The sequence below is a fragment of the Bradyrhizobium sp. Ses1 genome, assembly GCF_059512365.1.
Map to the genome: position 1 here is coordinate 140,294 of NZ_JCAMOQ010000017.1, position 18,925 is coordinate 159,218.

At 60.8% G+C, this 18,925-nt stretch carries 11 protein-coding genes; 8 read left to right on the forward strand and 3 right to left on the reverse strand.

Annotation, left to right across the window (positions count from 1 at the left end; all coding sequences use genetic code 11):
• Positions 1-405: 405 nt before the first annotated feature.
• A complete protein-coding gene (locus tag AC5ZG5_RS20945; RefSeq protein WP_456643735.1) occupies positions 406-2,967 on the forward strand; it encodes an ATP-binding protein in 2,562 nt (853 codons plus the stop codon).
• A 43-nt stretch (positions 2,968-3,010) separates the two neighbouring features.
• Here the strand turns inward: AC5ZG5_RS20945 and AC5ZG5_RS20950 are convergent, their stop codons facing one another.
• A complete protein-coding gene (locus AC5ZG5_RS20950) occupies positions 3,011-3,760 on the reverse strand; it encodes a GntR family transcriptional regulator (protein WP_456643734.1) in 750 nt (249 codons plus the stop codon).
• Positions 3,761-3,901: 141 nt separating this feature from the next.
• Here AC5ZG5_RS20950 and AC5ZG5_RS20955 point away from each other — a divergent pair, with 141 nt between their 5' ends.
• The 3 genes from AC5ZG5_RS20955 (at position 3,902) to AC5ZG5_RS20965 (ending at position 8,129) form a co-directional block, all read left to right on the forward strand.
• Positions 3,902-5,269: a class-II fumarase/aspartase family protein gene (locus AC5ZG5_RS20955; RefSeq protein ID WP_456643733.1), complete on the forward strand. Its 1,368-nt coding sequence runs from the start codon at positions 3,902-3,904 to the stop codon at positions 5,267-5,269.
• Between the two features lie 90 nt (positions 5,270-5,359).
• Positions 5,360-6,673: a cation:dicarboxylate symporter family transporter gene (locus tag AC5ZG5_RS20960; RefSeq protein WP_456643830.1), complete on the forward strand. Its 1,314-nt coding sequence runs from the start codon at positions 5,360-5,362 to the stop codon at positions 6,671-6,673.
• Between the two features lie 52 nt (positions 6,674-6,725).
• Positions 6,726-8,129 carry a class II fumarate hydratase gene (locus AC5ZG5_RS20965; RefSeq protein ID WP_456643732.1) on the forward strand — a complete coding sequence of 468 codons (1,404 nt, stop codon included), beginning with the start codon at positions 6,726-6,728 and terminating at the stop codon, positions 8,127-8,129.
• A 235-nt stretch (positions 8,130-8,364) separates the two neighbouring features.
• Here AC5ZG5_RS20965 and AC5ZG5_RS20970 read toward each other — a convergent pair whose 3' ends face one another.
• Both AC5ZG5_RS20970 and nagA read right to left on the reverse strand, forming a co-directional pair.
• Positions 8,365-9,567: an aspartate kinase gene (locus AC5ZG5_RS20970; protein WP_456643731.1), complete on the reverse strand. Its 1,203-nt coding sequence runs from the start codon at positions 9,565-9,567 to the stop codon at positions 8,365-8,367.
• The gene (nagA, locus tag AC5ZG5_RS20975) at positions 9,568-10,752 is read right to left on the reverse strand and encodes an N-acetylglucosamine-6-phosphate deacetylase (RefSeq protein WP_456643730.1); all 1,185 of its coding nucleotides are present in this window, start codon (positions 10,750-10,752) and stop codon (positions 9,568-9,570) included.
• 118 nt (positions 10,753-10,870) lie between these two features.
• Between nagA and AC5ZG5_RS20980 the strand changes: the two genes are divergently transcribed.
• From AC5ZG5_RS20980 to AC5ZG5_RS20995, 4 genes are all read left to right on the forward strand, one after another.
• Complete coding sequence (locus AC5ZG5_RS20980; protein ID WP_456643729.1) at positions 10,871-11,794, forward strand: glucosamine kinase nucleotide-binding domain-containing protein; 924 nt, start codon at positions 10,871-10,873, stop codon at positions 11,792-11,794.
• Positions 11,795-11,813: 19 nt separating this feature from the next.
• Positions 11,814-12,794 (forward strand): N-acetylmuramic acid 6-phosphate etherase, encoded by a 981-nt coding sequence (locus AC5ZG5_RS20985; protein WP_456643829.1) that lies wholly within the window; start codon positions 11,814-11,816, stop codon positions 12,792-12,794.
• An 11-nt stretch (positions 12,795-12,805) separates the two neighbouring features.
• Positions 12,806-13,804: an SIS domain-containing protein gene (locus AC5ZG5_RS20990; protein WP_456643828.1), complete on the forward strand. Its 999-nt coding sequence runs from the start codon at positions 12,806-12,808 to the stop codon at positions 13,802-13,804.
• A gap of 442 nt (positions 13,805-14,246) precedes the next feature.
• On the forward strand, positions 14,247-18,925 hold a 4,679-nt coding region (locus AC5ZG5_RS20995; protein ID WP_496165465.1), incomplete at its 3' end, for a N,N-dimethylformamidase beta subunit family domain-containing protein.

The following is an 18,925-nucleotide window of genomic DNA, read 5'->3' on the forward strand; positions in this document are numbered from 1 at the left end:
GGCGCACCCATCTTCTCATGCACCGTCTCTTGCCACGAACGCTTCGATGTTGGGTCGAGGATGAGTACGAGTCCCTCGTAACGCTCCTCCCAGCGGCGCTCCGTTTCAACTGTAACAAACAACGCGACGTTGGTCGTTGGCGCGACAAATATGGCACCACGGTGACAAAACTCGAAACACCGAAATCGCGCCGTAACAAAGCCGATGTACTGCCCTCCCCCAATTGGAACAGCAGAGAAGTAAGAGATGACACGAAGGCGACACGCACGACGTCCGCTGGTCGGTCGGACCGATTACCGTGATCGCGAAGCCAAGGTGTGCTGCGGGCGTGACGCCCTGCGCCGTCCTCGCGCGCCAAAGCTCTACAGCCTGCAACGTCAGATTTCTCGTCCTGGAAATTAGGCAGTGGCCTTATTGTTGCGGCTGTTTGCCCTGGTGGCGTTTGCCCTTCTGCCTGGAATCGCAATCCAGTTGTACAATGAGTTCGACCTCCGTTTCTCGCACCAAATGGAAGTGCAAGAGCTGGCGCTTGGTCTCGCCAAGCTCGCCGCCGCCGAGCAGCAGCAGATCATCCAAGGAATTCGCCAGGCATTGATTGCACTCTCGGAGCTTCCCGCGGTCAAGGCGAAGGACGCCCGCGGATGCGAGGCTTACCTCTCCAGAATCAAGGAGCGCTACCCGGAGTTCATTGATTTTATTGCGGTCGACATGAATGGCGATTCGTTCTGCGACTCGACCAGCGATTACAAGCCCTCGACCGCGGCCGGACGCGCCTACTTTGCCAACGTCCTGAAAACCGGCAAGTTTACCGTCGGAGAATTCGCGCACGGCCGAGCGACCGGCCGCAACGTCCTCCACTTTGCCCTGCCATTCTATGCCGACGATGGCCACATGGGCGGCGTCGTAATAGCCGCCCTCAGCCTCGATTGGCTGGCTCATTATCTCGCGCAGAAGGGCCCGCCCCCCGGCGTCGCCCTCGCCATTAGAGACCGCAACGGCACGTACCTCGCACGCTATCCTCGTAACGACCAGTTCGTCGGCCGGAGGATACCCGATGACCGTTACTTGCACTCGGATCCCTCGGGCACAACAACCGCGCGCGACATTGACGGTGTAGAACGGATCGTAGGCTACACGGCGCTGCAAGCAGACGCCGGAGAGATTTTTGTTACCTTCGGCGTCGACAAGACGCTGGCCTTCAGTCAGATCCAACGTCGTACGCGGCTAGGCATCCTTCTGATTGTCCTGGCCACGTCGGTGGTGCTGGCCTTGACCTGGTTTGGTGCCCGTCGGTTCATCCAGCATCCGCTGGGACAAATGGTTGATGCGGCCAACCAATGGCGGCTTGGCGACTACGCGCGTCGAGTGCATATCCGGGACAAAGGATCAGAGATTACCCGGGTCGCCGACGCATTCAACACCATGGCCGATGCGCTCGCGAACCGCGAACACGAGCTGCACGATGCCAAGGAGAAAGCCGAGCAGGCAGCGGCTCGGATCACGACAATATTCGAGAGCACGACCGACTGCGTCCTTATCGTCGATACAGAATGGTACATCACTTATCTGAACGAGAGGGCGAAGGCGCAGCTCGCTGTAGGATATGACCTCATCGGCGTGAATCTGTGCGAGATCTTTCCGGATTGGACCGACAAAGACCTCTCGGCCCGAGCACATACGGCTATGTCGGAACAGAGCTCCGCGTCCGTCGAAACGTTCTTCCGAGATGTCTGGTACGCGGTCAATGCATTCCCATCCGGCGAAGGCATCGTCATCCTGTTTCGAGACATCACCGAACAGAAGCATGCCGTGGAGGCGCGGCGCTTGATGGAAGAACAACTTCATCAGAGCCAAAAAATGGAGGCCGTCGGTCAGCTCACGGGCGGCGTTGCCCACGACTTCAACAATTTGCTGATGGTGATTTCCGGCAATCTCGAACTTATCGAGAGCCGTACGGCAGACGACAAATGCGTCCAGAGACTCGCAGTAGCGGCGCGGAAGGCCGCCGACCGGGGTGCGAGCCTAACCGCGCAGCTTCTCGCTTTTTCCCGACGGCAGAAGCTGAACCCGAAGACCATTCACATTGATGCTCTCATTCGGGATTTTCAGGGACTGATCCTTCGCGCACTCGGGGACAGGTGCAAGATCAACCTTGTCGCGGATGATCAACTGTGGCCATGCCATCTTGACCCTGCGCAGCTGGAGACAGCACTCCTCAACCTGGCCCTGAACGCGCGCGACGCCATGCCGGACGGCGGCAGGCTGGATATCGAGGCGCGAAATATAACCCTTGACGAGGGCGCCATTGCCGGCGTCGCATCCGGATCGTACGTCAAGCTCTCCGTCACCGACACTGGCTGCGGCATGCCGCAAGACACGCTGGATCGGGTGTTCGAACCGTTTTTCACCACGAAGGAGGTCGGCAAAGGAACCGGGCTCGGCCTCAGCATGGTTTATGGGTTCGTCCGGCAATCCGGCGGCCATGTCGCCATCGAAAGCACAGTCGGAATGGGAACCACGGTCAGTCTCTATCTGCCCAGATCCGGCCAAGCGTCCGATGTGGGGAGGGATATCACCCAACTCCAGGACATAGCAGCAGGGTCAGGCAGGGTTCTCATGGTCGAAGATGATCACGACGTCATGGACGTCACGTCAGCAATACTGAGAGAGCTCGGCTATGAAGTCCTCTGCGCCCAAGATGGCGCCGACGCCATCCGGATTCTGAGGGATAACAAGAAACTGGATCTGCTATTCAGCGATATCATGATGCCGGGAGGCATCAGCGGTGTTGAACTGGCTCGCGAAGCGAAGCACCTCTGCAGCGGCATCAAGATTTTGCTCACTTCAGGCAACGCGGCAGACACTTTGTCGCGCCACGGGGCAGAGGGCGAGTTTCCCGTTATCGGCAAACCCTTCCGTCGCGCCGAGCTGGCGCAACATCTGCGGATGGTTATGGGCGCCGCGTGAAATCATTGCCGGCCGGGAACGTTTCAACGCAATGCACGGGACCTTACTCCCGCTCCGAATCCTTCCGCATCAACCTAGTCGTGTAGCTATATCGATCGGCCGGGTGAATGCTGAGCGATACTTCGGCCATCTCGTTCGAGCTGAAGAGATATTGGCGCCGGATCGCAAGCGCGTGCGCGCCCGGCGTGGCCTTCAAAGGCTCTGCCATGTCATGGGAGACGCCGACCGCACGGATATCCTGACGAATTTCGCTGAATCGCCGGCCGGATATCTTTTCCACCAGCGTGCCGAAGATGTCGCGATGGTCTTCCATCCTGGATCGAACCTCGCGCGTAAAAGCGTCGTCAATGTAGACATCAGTCCAGCAGATCGGAGTCTTCGTTGCATCGCCGGGGATCATGCGGAGGCTCGATATGCGCAGCCAGCGACGCCCGGGCTGGCATCCGAGATCCCGTGCCAGCGCATCATCGGCGACGACCTCGGCAACCCGCTGGACGTGGCGTTCGGTTTCGACGCCGAACCGCTGCACGGCCTCTATGGATTCGAGCGCCTGGGTAAATCCGCCACCGCTGCGCTGCGGCGTCAGCGCTTCGACGCGGGTGCCTGCATTCCGCTTGCGGCTGACGAGGCCTGACGCCTGAAGTTCGCGCATTGCGGCACGCACCGTCGAGCGGCTCACGGCAAACTGTTCGGCCAGCTCGAACTCGTTGGGCAGAACCGAACCTATGGGATGTCGACCGCCCGCGATTGCCTCCGTGAGCAGGCGAGCAACGTAAGCGTAACGCGTTTCCACACCTGCCTCCGTTCTATCCGGTCAATGGAAGCCCAATGGGAGTGGGATTCGTCAAGAAAGGATGTTGACTCATCCTTTATGTACGTACATATTAATATGTAGGTACATAATATAACACAAGGATCCAAAGGGGGTCGACGGATGGGCAGCACAGTTTTCGATTCGGCTTTGTTTCGCGACATGTTCGGGACTGCCGAAATGCGGGCGGTCTTTGCCGACGATGCGCTCATCGCGCGCTATATCGAAGCCGAAGTCGCCCTTGCCCGTGCCCAGGCCCGATTGGGCGTGGTGCCGAAAGCCGCCGCCAACGCCATCGAGGCGGCTGCGCGCTCCATCAAGATCGACGTCGAAAAGCTGCGTCACGAAACCGAGATCGTCGGTTATCCCATCCTTCCGCTTGTGCATCAGCTTTCGGAAGCTGCGGGTGAAGCTGGTCGTTACGTTCATTGGGGGGCGACGACCCAGGACATCATGGACACGGCCAACGTTCTGCAGATCCGGGCAGCGCTTCAAATCGTTGCGCGTGACCTGCGCGAGGTCCGTGACATCCTGGCGACGATGGCGCGGAAATACCGCGACACGCCGATGGCCGGGCGAACCCATCTCCAGCAGGCGCTTCCAGTGACGTTCGGCTACAAGGCCGCGGTCTGGCTGTCCTCCATTAACCGGCATATCGAGCGCGTCGATCAGGCGCTGCCGCGTATCCTGCTTGGCGAATTCTCCGGGGCCGCCGGCACGCTTGCCTCTGTCGGCGCCGCCGGCCTCGAAATGCAGAAACTGTTCTGCGACGAGCTGGGACTGCATCAGCCGTCGATCACATGGCACGTCGCCCGGGATGGCATCGCCGAGTCCGTGACTTTGCTGGGCCTCATCACCGGCACATTGGGGAAGATCGCGACCGACGTGATGCTGATGTCGGCGTCGGAATTCGGCGAGGTCTCCGAGCCGTTCGTGCCCGGGCGCGGTGCCTCGTCGACGATGCCGCAGAAGCGCAATCCCATCTCCAGCGAACTGATGCTCGCGGCGGCAAAGGCCGTGCGGCAGCACGTCGCCGCGATGCTGGACGGCATGATCCACGATTTCGAGCGCGCCACCGGCCCTTGGCACCTCGAATGGGTGTCGCTGCCGGAAAGCTTCCTGCTGACGGCCTCGTCGCTGGCCAACGCCAAGTTCATGCTCGCCGGCCTTGTCGTCCATGAGCGGCGAATGCTGGACAATCTCGATCTCACCCAAGGCCTCATCGTTGCGGAGGCCGTGATGATGGCCGCCGCGCCAAAGCTCGGGCGGCAAAAAGCGCACGACGTCGTCTATGACGCCTGCCGCAAGGCCATCGAAGGCGGCGGACAACTCGCCGACATTCTCGCTGATGTGCCGGAGATCGCCGAAGCTCTCGGTGGCAAGGATGTGATCAGGCGTCACTGCGATCCCGCGAACTATTTGGGCCTGTGCGGCCCGATGGTCGATCGCGTTTTGGACATTTCAGGCGCGAACGCCGCTCGCGACGACTGATGTCGCCCGCGCCGAGCACCCGATCTCATTAATGCGCCGCAGAGCGCCGCTTCAGCCCAACAGATGACCCCGGAGGACACCATGGCCGCCATGGCGACAACGCAGCGCGACGACATTGCTCTCGAACAGACCGTCAAGCCAACGAAGAAGGCCCTGTGGAAGAACCTCGGTCTCCAGGTTGCCGTCAGCATGGTGCTCGGAATCATCGTTGGTCTTGTGTGGCCCGAATTCGGCGCTTCCCTGAAGATCCTCGGTGATATCTTCCTGCGGCTGATCAAGACGGCGGTCGCGCCGCTGGTTTTTCTCACAGTCGCCGTCGGTGTCGTCGCGGCCGGAGACATCAAACGGGTCGGCAAAGTCGGGCTGATCGCCATGATCTATTTCGAGATCGTCTCGACGATTGCACTGGCACTTGGCCTGCTGTTCGGAAATCTCGTCGGGGTCGGCAAGAACCTCGATCATATCACTGCACCGGCAACAGCGACCAAAGGCGCCGAAGCCGCGACGAAGGCTGCGGCAACCTCGCACACGACATTCGACCAGTTCCTGCTCAACGTCTTCCCAGACAATTTCGTCGGCGCCTTCGCGCGCGGCGAGTTGCTTCAGGTTCTCGTCATCGCGTTGATCTTCGGCTTCGGGCTGATGGCGCTCTCGCCGGAGAAGCGCGCACCCATCGAGAGCGGACTGAACACGATCTCGACCGCGTTCTTCGAGTTCATCCACATCATCATGGCCCTGGCGCCGATTGGAACGTTCGGCGCCGTCGCCTATGCCGTCGGCTCCAATGGAACAGCCGTACTGATTTCGCTCGCATACTTCGTGCTGACGTTCTACGCCTTGGTTATCCTCTTCATTGTGGTGGTCCTCGGCGCAGTCTGCGCCATGTTCAGCATCAATATCTTCCGGCTGCTGCGTTACATCCGCGACGAAATCATCATCATGCTGGGCACCGCCTCCTCGGAAAGCGTGTTGCCGCGCCTGCTGGAGAAGCTGCCGGCGTATGGAGCCTCGAAGCAGACGGTCGGGCTCGTCCTGCCGACCGGATACGCCTTCAATCTCGACGGCACCTCCCTGTTCATGTCGATGGGCGTGATCTTTCTGGCCAATGCCTATGGCGTGCCGCTCAGCTGGGAGCAGGAAATCGGAATTCTCGCGATCATGCTTTTGACATCGAAGGGCGCGGCCACGGTCTCAGGTGGTTCCTTCGTCGTCTTCGCCGCGACCGTCACGGCATCCGGAATTCTGCCGGTCGACGGCCTCGCGCTGATCTTCGGCGTCTATCGCTTTCTCTCAATCGCGCTTGCGACGTGCAACGTCATCGGCAACACGGTGGCAACGGTGGTCGTCGCGAAACTGGCCGGAGAGTTCGACGAGACCGCCTGGAAGCGCGTCGAAACTGCCTAGCGCAAACTGAACTTAATCTCCGGTTTCGAGTCTCCACGGGAGGACAGCCAACGTGGTCCAGTCACGCATCGAACATGACGCATTTGGCGCCATCGAAGTGCCAGCCGATCGCTATTGGGGCGCGCAGACGCAACGCGCGCTTGGGGTATTTGAAGTCGGTGACGAGCGTTTTCCTGTGTGTCTGTTTCGCGCTTTTGCTGTGCAGAAGATCGCGGCGGCCCGTGCCAACGTTCAGCTTGGCGTGCTTGATCGGGCGATTGGCGAGCCGATCGAGCTGGCTGCCGTGGAACTGCGGGAGGGCCGCTTCGACGATCATTTTCCATTGACGATCTGGCAGACTGGTTCTGGCACACAGACCAACATGAACGTCAACGAGGTCATTGCCAACCGCGCCAACGAAATGCTGGGTCAGCCACTCGGCACGAAGGCACCGATCCATCCCAACGATCACGTCAATTGCTCGCAGTCGTCCAACGACAGCTTTCCAACGGTGATGCACATTGCCGCCTCGCTGGAGATACGCGACCGCCTGCTGCCGGCTTTGAAAACGCTGCGCGACGAACTCGCGGCGAAGGCCGTATCTTTTTCGGACGTCGTGAAGATCGGACGCACGCATTTGATGGATGCGGTTCCCATGACGATGGGGCAAGCTTTTCAGGCCTTCTACACCCAGATCGATAATTGCATCGCCCGGATCGACGATGCGTTGCCTCGCCTCCATGTCGTCGTGCAGGGCGGGACCGCGGTCGGATCCGGCCTCAACGCGGCGGCTGGCTTCGACGTGGCGTTCTGCGATGAACTGAGCGCATTGACCGGCCTGCCCTTCACGTCCAATCGGAGCAAGTTTGAGGGGATGGGCGCACACGACACCCTGGTTGAAGTTTCCGGCACGCTCAACACGCTTGCAGTGTGCCTTCTCAAAGTCGCGAACGACATCCGGTTTCTGGGTTCAGGCCCGCGCTGCGGCCTGGGTGAGCTCGTCATCCCGCACGACGGACTGACCTCGTCCATCATGCCGGGCAAGCGGAACCCGACCATCGCAGAAGTGGTGACGCAGGCTGCGTTTCAGGTGATCGGCAATCACGCGACCGTCACGGCAGCGGGCGCGTCGGGTAACTTCGAGCTCAACGTCGCCAAACCCGTACTGATCTACAACATCCTGCAGTCCATCCGGATTCTGGCGGACAGCAGCCGGACGTTTGCGGTGCGTCTCATTCATGATCTGGACATCGACCGGCAGCAGCTTGATCGAAACGTGTCGAACGCCCTTCTGCTCGCGACCGCTCTGAATCCGATCCTTGGTTACGACAAGGTCGCGAAGATCACCGCCAAGGCGTTGAGCGATTCCACGACACCGCGCGAATCTGCGGTGGCGCTCGGTTTTCTTAGTGCCGAGGACTATGATCGTCACGTCGATCCGCATATCATGGCAGGGATCGGAAACAGAAACCGATAGGTGGCGATTTTAGTTCCAATGCGAACGATGAGCGCGATTCGGTCTCGCGGGCGATCGCGCTCCAGCGAGCCCACGCCTCCCCCAGATTCATAAGCGCGTCGCGGACACTAGCCAGCCAGTGTCACAATCCCATGTCGGACATGGTACACACGGGTCGCTGCAATGCCGATATTATAATGTCGATGGTTTTGCGAGCGCCCGGCTGTTCGTGACCGAGCTTAGCTCGCGCTCGGCTTTATGCGTGCTGGACAAGCGAATGCAGCGCCTTGACCGCGGCCTCGCGGTTCTCCACCGGGACGAACAGACTGACCGAATGCGGCGACAACACGTAACTGTCGGGGACGATCCCGTGTTGTCCGAGAACCTGCAACGCCCTGAACGGCAATTCCGACGAAACGCCGCCGAAGCAGGTGAGACTGACCGAGCTTGAGGCTTCGCGCTGCGTGCGCAGATCCTTGGCGTGCTCCAGCGTGCGGAGCAGGGCGTCGAGCCACTCTGCATCGCAGGCCACGGTCATGCTGGTTTTTCCCAGGGTGAAGCTCGATGCGAGGAGCTGCGGCCAGGACAGGCTGTTTTGCTTGAGATGCTGCGCGAATTTCTCGAAACCGTGATTGAGATCGTTGGAATCGATTTCCACGTGCTCAATGCGCGCCATCGAGTTGACGGCCAGAACCCTTCCGTTTTCCATGCCTGCAACCTCTTTCATCACTTGCGTGCTGTGTTCGACGCCGCCCCACCGCTTGATGACCAGCGGCACATCCTGACTTTGCGCCAGCTCTACGCTGCGAAAATGCAGGATCTTTGCACCCCAGAAGCACATTTCGGACAGGGATGCGAAGTCCACTCGCCGCAGGGGTCTTGCATCCGGCGCGATGCGCGGATCGGCCGAACAAATTCCGTCGACCTCTTTGATGATTTCACAGCGTTCGGCTTTCAGCGCCGCGGCCATCGCAACGGCCGTGGTGTCGCTGCCGCCCCGGCCGAGCGTGGTGATTTCCCGCGTCGCCGGGTTCACGCCCTGAAATCCTGCCAGCACCACGACGCGACCACGATCAAGCTCCTCACGCACACGAATGGGCCGGACATCCAGAATGCGTGCCGAGGAATGGGAGTCGTCGGTCATCACGCCGGCCTGGCTGCCGGTGAAGCTGATCGCTGATACACCGAGGTCGGCAAGCGCCATGCTCATCAGGGACATGCTGATGCGCTCACCGGTCGTCAGCAGCATGTCGAGTTCACGGCGATTGGGAGCAGGACTTACCTGATAGGCCATCTGGATCAATTGGTCGGTGGTCTTACCCATGGCGGAGACGATCGCGACGACACGATGACCGCGGCCTTGCAGGTCGGCAAGACTGCGCGCGACCGCGCGAATTTTCTCCGGTGTTTCGAGACAGACACCGCCATATTTTTGCACGATGATGGGATGGTTGCGCATCTAACCTCGGTGAGAAGCCTCGCCCGTCTCGTCCATCGAACCGACACCGCCTATCCATGTGCCGACGACTTCAAAGTTCGGATTGAAGGCGACAAGGTCCGCGCGGTATCCAGGCGCGATCCGTCCAAGCACGGACTCAAGGCCCAGGAATGAAGCGGGCGTCCGAGAGGCCATGATGAGGGCATCGAGAAGGGAGATTCCGGCGAGCTCAACAGCGTTGCGCACCGCCTCGATCATGGTGAGGTGAGCACCCGCGAGGGTGCCATCGGGGCCAGTCAGGCGATTTTCATGCAACGTGATCTGCCTTCCCTGCAGCGTGAATTGCCGGTCGTTCGTGCCCACGAGTGGCATGGCGTCAGTGACCAGCATCAATCGATCGCGTCCCTTGCAACGGAAGGCAACACGCAAACCGGCGCGGTCAACGTGGATGCCGTCGCAGATGATCCCTGCAAACAGCCGGTCATCCCAAAGCGCGGCGCCCACCAAGCCCGGCTCCCGGGCGTTCAACTGCGACATGGCATTGAACAGGTGGGTCACCCCCGAGACACCGCGATCGACCACCTGGCCGATTTCGGCTGCGGTGGCGTCGCTGTGGCCGGCCGCGATACGCAATCCGGCGCCAATCAATTCATCGATCATGGACGCGGGCACGCATTCCGGGGCCAAGGTCACAATGGAGCGGCCGCGGCCCCCGAAACTTTTGATCGCGGTGAGATCGCGCCGATCGGGCACGCGTATCTCGGCTTCCGGATGAATGCCCTTGCGAGACCTGTTGAGAGCCGGCCCTTCCAGATGAAAGCCGAGCACGCCGGGAATCGTCAGACAAGCCTGGGCGACTGCAGCCAATCGCTCGATGACCTCGCTGCGATCGGTGATGAGGGTCGGCAGGCAACCCGTGGTCCCCTGCTTACGGTGCGCCTCAACGATGCGTCGAACGCCAGCCTCCGTCGGCTGGTCGTTGAGAAGAACGCCCCCGCCTCCGTTCACCTGGATGTCGATGAATCCGGGTGCAAGGATCGCGTCCGCGGGAAGGTGGATGGAGGCGTGTGCCGCCGCCTCGCCGAAGGTGATGCTTTCAATCCGCCCCTGCGATATCCTGACCGACCCCGGGCCGCGCATGTCGACACCATCAAAGATGTGTTGCGCGGCAATCGAGAGAGAGGCGGAAGACCAAGCGTGGCCCATCTGTATTGATCCGAGAATGGCAGTCACGGACTCGTGAGGCGAGTCTGGTACAACACCCCATATGTACACCAAGCGGCTTCGGGAGGGACCCGGAGCGAAACCCTGGCGTTAACTTTCCATGGGAACAAAAGGTACCACGTATCTCGGCATTGATGGCGGCGGAACCCGCTGCCGCGCCCGGATCGAGGACGAAAGCGGCAGGGCGGTCGGTGAAGCGAGCTCCGGACCTGCTACGACGCGGATCGGCTTCGAGAAGGCCTGGCGGTCCATCATGGAGGCCACCGAAGCGGCAGCCGCACAGGCCGGATTGACGCACGAGGATTTCGCGCGGATGCACGCCGGATTTGGCCTTGCCGGAATTGGTCGCCGGGGCGCGGAAGCGGCGCTCAACAAGATCGCGCATCCCTTTGCGTCTGTCATCTTCATCAGCGACGGCCTCGCGGCCTGTCTCGGTGCCCATAGCGGCGCAGACGGGGCTATTGTGGTAGCCGGTACAGGCTCGGTGGGTGTCGGCCTGATCGACGGCCGCGAAATCCGTCTCGGCGGTTACGGCTTTCCCGTGTCGGACGAAGGCAGCGGCGCTGACATCGGCCTGCAGGTTGTTCGATTGGCGCTGCGGGCCGCGGATCGCCGCGGCGAGCTGACCCCATTGCTTTCAGAGGTGCTGGGCGCATTCGATCATGATCCCTATCAGGCGGTGGCTTGGTCTGAAGAAGCCAGAGCCACGAACTACGCTGCGTTCGCGCCGATCGTGATGCGCCACGCCAACCAGGGCGATCCGGTCGGCCGTCGCATTGTCGAACGCGCGGCCGATGCCATTGGCGATCTGCTCGATCTGTTCCTGGCGAGAGGAGTTGACCGGCTCTCGCTGGTGGGCGGACTCGCGGATGCCATTACCCCCTGGCTGACGCCTGACCTGCGCGCTCGCCTGAGGCGTCCCGACGCCGACGCGGCGGCCGGCGCGTTGCTGGTGGCGCGAGGGCGGCTTGACCTGCCCAAAAGAGAAACCGACCATGAACAGGATTCAAAGTTCCGCGTTTGATGGCGCACGGATCAACTATATGGCCACCGAAGAAGTCGATCCCCGCTTTGCCGATCTTGATGCATGGTCGCTGACGTCAGCGATGGAAGCGATGTGGGAGGGCCAGCTTGCGGCAGTCGCGGCGATCGGCCATGCCCTCCCCGCGATCACTGCGGCGACCGAAGTGGCCAAGGCGGCGCTGGGCGATCGCGGACGCATTGTATATGTCGGCGCCGGCACCTCGGGCCGCGTGGCGGTCCAGGACGGCGCCGAGTTGCTGCCGACCTTCGCCTGGCCCAACGAGCGCGTCCGCTTCATCGTCGCCGGCGGAGACAGCGCGTTCGTCACCAGCGTCGAGGGCGCGGAGGATGATGTCGATGATGCGGTCACGCAAATCAATGCCGCGCGGCTCACACCGCACGACGTGGTGATCGCCGTTGCCGCCAGCGGGACAACACCATTCACGGTCGCGGCGCTGCAGCAGGCAGGCTCTTTCGGTGCCGTGACGATCGGCGTCGCCAACAATCCCGGCACCGCACTGCTGGCATCGGCAAAGTTTCCGATCTTGGTCGAGACCGGCTGCGAGCTGATCGCCGGCTCGACGCGGATGAAGGCGGGCACCGCGCAGAAGGTTGTGCTGAACCTGATCTCTTCAGGGATCATGCTGCGCCTTGGCCGGGTGTATCGCGGCATGATGGTGAACATGCAGCCGACCAATGCCAAGCTGAAGCGGCGCGCCGAGGCCATGGTGGCGCAAATCGCGCATTGTGATCCGTCCCACGCGGCACGCTCGCTCGAGCAGGCCGAGGGAGACATCAAGACGGCAAGCCTCCTGGCGTTGGGTGTCGACAGGGTTGATGCCGAAACCATCCTGAAAAACTTCGACGGCAACCTTCGGCACGTGTTTGCCGAGCTCGCCAAGGATATCACCAAGGATCGCGACAAGGATCGTAACAAGGATGGTGACCGGCATCCCAAGGGAGCGGCGGCGCGCAAGCAAGGCGGAGAGATTGACCCGTGACAACATCCGCGATGGCGAGCGAAATCGGGGAAAGCGCGGATGTCGTCGCCAAGATTGTTCGTAACCGCCCCGCCACGCGCGACATCGCGCAGCGAATTGGGATTGGCTCCGCGCCCCTGTGCGTTGTATGCGGCCGGGGAAGCTCCGGGCATGCGGGGGTTTTCCTAAGATACCTTGTCGAGACGCGGCTTCGCCTTCCCGTTTCCGCCAGCGCTCCTTCGGTGATCACGGCATTTCGTACGCCCTTGATGCTGCGCGATGCGCTGTTCGTCGTGATCTCGCAATCCGGGCGCAGCCCGGATCTTGTCGCGGCGACCAGGTCGGCGCGATCAGCGGGCGCCCGCACCGTCGCCATCGTCAATGCGACGTCGTCGCCGGTGGCTGACGAAGCGGAGTTCGTCATTCCGATCGAAGCCGGCAAAGAACACTCCATAGCTGCGACCAAGACCGTGATCGGCTCGATGGCCGCGAGCGCCGGACTTGCTGCCGAGCTGGCGGAAGATCACGCGCTGCGGGCAGCCCTCGACAGGCTGCCCGAGCGCCTGCACCGCGCGCTGGCGCTCGACTGGTCCGGGATTGCCGATGATCTCGCCAAGGCGTCAGCCGTGTTTGTGGCGGCGCGGGGCCTGGGCCTGGGCTCGGCGCGGGAGATCGCGCTCAAACTTTCGGAAATCCTGCGCCTGCCTTCCATTGGTCTGAGCGCCGCCGAGCTGCAGCATGGGCCGCGGGCCGCGCTATCATCGCGCACGCCGGTTGTGATGATGCGCCTCATGGATGAAACGGCGGCCTCGGTGGACGCGCTGGCAGAAGAATTGCGCGAGCAGAAGATCGCGCTGCACCTATGCGGCGGTCCGCATGGCTCGCTGCCGTGGTTGGCGGAGGATGACCCCGCCACGGATCCGATCACCATGCTCGTTCCAGCCTATCGGATGATCGAGCAGACGGCGCGCACCTGCGGATTTGACCCGGATCGCCCCCCTCGCCTGAGCAAGATCACCGAGACGTTTTGACAGGTACTGCCGTTGACTGGCGACCGAAAGCTGGACCACCGCCGCGCCAGTTTCGCAGAACAAGCGACCTCATGAAAACGTAACAAATGCGACAAAGACCAAACGAACCAGCAAAATCAACGAATTCGCGGGTGTCCGCGTGCTCGACACGGTCTGGTTGCAGGTTGGTGTGATATTCAAATGATAACGAAACAATGGCGAGACAGGAGGCTCGATGCGGCCGCGACGGGCTTTTGCTGCAAACACCAGGAGCGTTAGCGACAGTCCGACAACTCCATCGCGCGAAAATTCATCCCTGATCCAGGCCTTACCTGTCTCTAACGTCGTCCCATTTTTGTGATTAATAAATTTTAAATATTTAATTGACGTCTAAATTAAACGAATTAAACATTTAAAACTGTGTCACTCCGAATACTAAATCGATTGTTCGAGGGTGATTGCCATGCTGACACAGACGCCGAGCCTTTTGTCTGGGGAGCCACTCCCTGTTCCTCTGCCGCCAGAGGCCGGGCTTTCTTCCGTGAACTCGACGCAGACTTCGAATGCGACCCCATCCGGCCCTCCTGTCGGTTCGAGCACTCCTGCGGATACCGGCAGCCTTACAGCGGACCCGCCGCCGAGTGATCTGCTCGCGACGACGTTGCCCGAGGCGGCGACGACGGCCAACTCAGAGGCGGAGTTCAATCCGCCGGCGTCCGAAACGGCGAGCGAGCCGAAGCAAGACCTGATGATGGCTCGAACGGTGCCCGACAACTTGGCCAACCTCCCTCCGAGCACGATCGCCCACTGGAGCAATCCGGGCGGCGGGTCCTGGAACGCCGCGACGAACTGGACTACCGGTGTCCCTGGAGTTGCCAATAACGTGGTGATGGATGCGACTCGAGCTTATACCGTCACGAGCGCGAGCAGCGTCGACATAAACAACCTGGTCGTCCATTCAGGCGTGAATTTGTCGAGCAATCCGGGCACGCTCTTCACCGTCGAAGGCAGCGTAGCCGATAACGGAATCATCCGAGCCGGCCCGTCCGATGGAAACCAAATTTCCACCGTAGATATCAAAGGCAACGTCCACGGCACCGGATCGCTGCACATCTCAGACCAGGCGGTTCTCGAGATCGGAGGTGCTGTTTCCGGACGACTGACAAAGGGGTCGTTTTCCGGGATCATCGTATCTTTCGACGCGGCAAATGGTGAACTCGTCCTCGATGATTCGGCGCAGTTCCAGGGCCTGATCACAAGCTCGTCGCCGGGGGCGGCGCTTGCGGCGGGTCAGCTCATCGATCTGAAAGACCTTGCGTTCACCTCCTCGATGTCGACGTCTGTTCAGTACGACGTCACCTTAAACACCAGCAAAGTAAACTTCAGCAACGGTTCTACCGCCATCTCCTTGCTATTTTCCGGACAGCATTCGACCTGGACTCTGAATAGCGACGGGCATGGCGGCACCGTTGTCGCCGATCCCTCTGGCACGCATCCGTTGGAGGCGGCTCTTGCGCCGAGCAACATGGTCGGCGCGTCGTCCGCAACCCTGGCGCAGTCGGCCACAACAGACCCGACCGGTTCACCGGGAACGAATGCGTCCCCATCCGACCCTCCTGTCGGTTCGAGCACTCCTGCGAATACCGGCAGCCTTACAGCGGACCCGCCGCCGAGCGATCTGCTCGCGACGACGTTGCCCGAGGCGGCGACGACAACGGCCAACTCAGAGGCGGAGTTCAACCCGCCGGCGTCCGAAACGGCGAGCGAGCCGAAGCAAGACCTGATGATGAGTCGAATGTTGCCGGACAACTTGGCGAACTTCGCTCCGAGCACGATCGCCCACTGGAGCAATCCGGGCGGCGGATCCTGGAATGTCGCGACGAACTGGACTACCGGTGTCCCTGGAGTTGCCAATAACGTGGTGATGGATGCGACTCGAGCTTATACCGTCACGAGCACGAGCAGCGTCGACATAAATAACCTGGTCGTCCATGCAGGCGTGACTCTGTCGAGCAATCCCGGCACGCTCTTCACCGTCGAAGGCAGCGTCGTCGATGCCGGAATCATCCGAGCCGGCCCGTCCGATGGAAACCAAATTTCCACCGTAGATATCAAGGGCAACGTCAACGGCACCGGATCGCTGCACATCTCAGACCAGGCGGTTCTCGAGATCGGAGGTGCTGTTTCCGGACGACTGACAAAGCGGTCATTTTCGGGGATAACCGTATCTTTCGACGCGGCAAATGGTGAGCTCGTCCTCGATCATTCGGCGCAGTTCCAGGGCCTGATCGCAAGCTCGTCGCCGGGGGCGGCGCTTGCGGCGGCTCAGCTCATCGATCTGAAGGACCTTGCGTTCACCTCGTCGATGTCGACGTCTGTTCAGTACGACGTGACCTCAAACACCAGCAAAGTGAACTTCAGCAACGGTTCTAGCACCGTCTCCTTGTTGTTTTCTGGAAAGGATTCGACCTGGACTCTGAATACCGACGGGCATGGCGGCACCGTTGTCGCCGATCCCTCTGGCACGAATCCGATCGTGCAGGAAAACCAGTTGCCGGGCACGCCGAGGAGCACCTGGTGGGTCAATCCAGGTGCCGATTCGACTAACCTCGAGGGATTCACGACCGCGATCAGCACCAATATAGGCGACACGGTGCAGTTCAAGATCGATGATCTGACGGGCAGCTCGAACTATCAAATCCAGATCTATCGACTTGGGTACTACGGAGGAAACGGCGCCCGTCTGGTGACCACGCTGCAACATCAGGGCACGGCCCCGGTCCAGCCGGCCCCGACCACGAACCCGGCGACCGGAGAGGTCGACGCCGGCAATTGGAGCGTCACTGATTCATGGTCCATTCCGACCACGGCCGTATCAGGCGTTTATGTCGCCAACGTCGTCCAAGGCACTCAAGTTTTCCAGATTCCGTTCGTCGTCAAGGATCCCAACTCCACAAGCGACATCGTCTTTCAGACGTCTGATGAGACCTGGCAGGCTTACAACGGTTGGGGCGGCGCCAGCCTATATGGAGGCAACGGTCCTTCCCAGGGCGGCGCGGCCTACGCGGTCAGTTACAACCGCCCGATCATGACCCGGGATGGAGTAGGTCTGTACGCAAATTCAGATGATAGTGTGTTTACAGGCGAATACCCCGCAATCTACTGGCTGGAAGAAAACGGCTACAACGTAAGCTACATTTCCGGCATGGATACAGCGACCAATGGCGCGTTGCTGCTCAACCACAAGGTGTTCATGGATGCCGGACACGACGAATATTGGACCGACAGCCAGGTCGCGAATGTTCAGGCCGCGGCAAACGCGGGCGTCAACCTCACGTTCCTCAGCGGCAACGAGATCTTCTGGCAAACCCAGTTCACACCGAGCATAGACAGTAGCAAGACAGCCAATCGCACACTGGTCACCTACAAGGACAGCCACTTTGAGCAATTGATCAACCCTAGCGGGCAGGGGACGGGCACCTTTGAGGCCCCCACCAATTGGGGCGGTGCCGCCATGCCGTCCAATGCGCTGACGGGAACGGTGTTCTCGGTTGACGAGAGCGGGAGTCTTGGGACGATCAAGATTCCCTACAGCATGACCCAGTTGCGTTTCTGGCGCAACACAAGCGTCGCGGCCACGACACCCGGCCAGACAGCTTCGCTGGAAAGCGGCCTGTTAGGATATGAATGGGACTCCTCTCCCGATAACGGCTTCATGCCTGCCGGCCTGATCGACCTCTCTTCGACGACAGTCCAGGAATCTACGGCGTTCAATACGGAGTTCGGGAACGTCGACACAAGCGGTACCGCAACTCACAATCTGGTCGAGTACCGTAATCCCACCAGTGGCGCGCTGGTGTTTGGGGCGGGCAGCGTGTTTTGGTCATGGGGCTTGTCAAACCAGCACGATTCTTCGCCGGACGGCAATCAGACAAACGCCGACCCGAATGTCCAACAGGCAATGGTGAATCTGTTTGCGGACATGGGCGTCCAGCCGCAGACGCTGCAGGCAAGTCTGGTGATCGCGAGCCAGTCGACCGATCACACCGCGCCAACGTCCAAGATCACCAGCGTGTCATCCTCGTCCGTGATCGAAGGCCAAACCGTGACCGTAAGCGGTACCGCGACTGACGTCGGCGGCGTGATTGGCGGCGTTCAGATTTCGACCGACGGTGGAAAGACGTGGCACGTGACGAGCGGTCAAGTTGGCACGCAAACAGTCAATTGGACCTACACTTTCAATGCGCCGGCCAAGGGGTCGTACGGTATCGAAACCCGAGCGGTCGATGACAGCCTAAATCTCGAGACACCGGGTTCCGGCGTGTCGTACACGGTTTCACCGTCCACGTCCCTCAACCTGTTCGGCTCCAGCGCCACGCCGGCTACGGCTGATGTAAGTGACCCACACGGCGTGGAAGTCGGTCTCAAGTTCACGTCAAGTACCAACGGCCAAATCACCGGGATCCGCTTCTATAAGGGGTCCCTGAACACCGGCGCCCATGTGGTTGATCTTTGGAGCGCCAGCGGCACACTGCTGGCGACCGCCACGTCCACCAACGAGACCGCCAGTGGCTGGCAGCAGGTCAGCTTCTCCAGTCCTGTGAACATTGTTGCAGGCACGACCTATGTCGCCTCGTACCACATGACCAATGGCCAATACTCAGATACGCCTTACTATTTCGACACGCTCCAAAATCCGACAAACGGATCTCTGTCCGCAACGGCTAACGGTCTGAATGGCGTTTTCGCCTATTCCTCAGGGAGTATCTTCCCCACTAATATCCCTGCCTCTGGCGACAACTACTGGGTCGATGTCGTCCTTAACGATACCGGCTCGACGACCGAGACGCCGCCGGTGCTGGTGACCCAGACCGCCAACCAGAATGCGGTCGTCGGCTCGGCCTTCTCGCTGACGTTGCCCGCCGGCACCTTCAACGATCCCGATGGCGGCGCCCTCACCTATTCGGCAACCGGCCTGAACGGCGCGGCGCTTCCCTCATGGCTGACGTTCAACGCGGCGACACGAACTTTCAGCGGCACGCCGGCATCGGCAAATGTCGGCACTCTTGGCGTCCAGGTTTCGGCCACCGATCCGGCCGGCCTCTCTGCCAGTGAGACCTTCAATATCGCCGTGACCACGAC

Coding starts and splice junctions, on each gene's coding strand:
- AC5ZG5_RS20955 (WP_456643733.1), top strand. CDS start 3,902: ATGGGCAGCACAGTTTTCGATTCGGCTTTGTTTCGCGACATGTTCGGG.
- AC5ZG5_RS20990 (WP_456643828.1), top strand. CDS start 12,806: ATGGCGAGCGAAATCGGGGAAAGCGCGGATGTCGTCGCCAAGATTGTT.
- AC5ZG5_RS20970 (WP_456643731.1), bottom strand. CDS start 9,567: ATGCGCAACCATCCCATCATCGTGCAAAAATATGGCGGTGTCTGTCTC.
- AC5ZG5_RS20960 (WP_456643830.1), top strand. CDS start 5,360: ATGGCGACAACGCAGCGCGACGACATTGCTCTCGAACAGACCGTCAAG.
- AC5ZG5_RS20985 (WP_456643829.1), top strand. CDS start 11,814: ATGGCCACCGAAGAAGTCGATCCCCGCTTTGCCGATCTTGATGCATGG.
- AC5ZG5_RS20980 (WP_456643729.1), top strand. CDS start 10,871: ATGGGAACAAAAGGTACCACGTATCTCGGCATTGATGGCGGCGGAACC.
- nagA (WP_456643730.1), bottom strand. CDS start 10,752: ATGGGCCACGCTTGGTCTTCCGCCTCTCTCTCGATTGCCGCGCAACAC.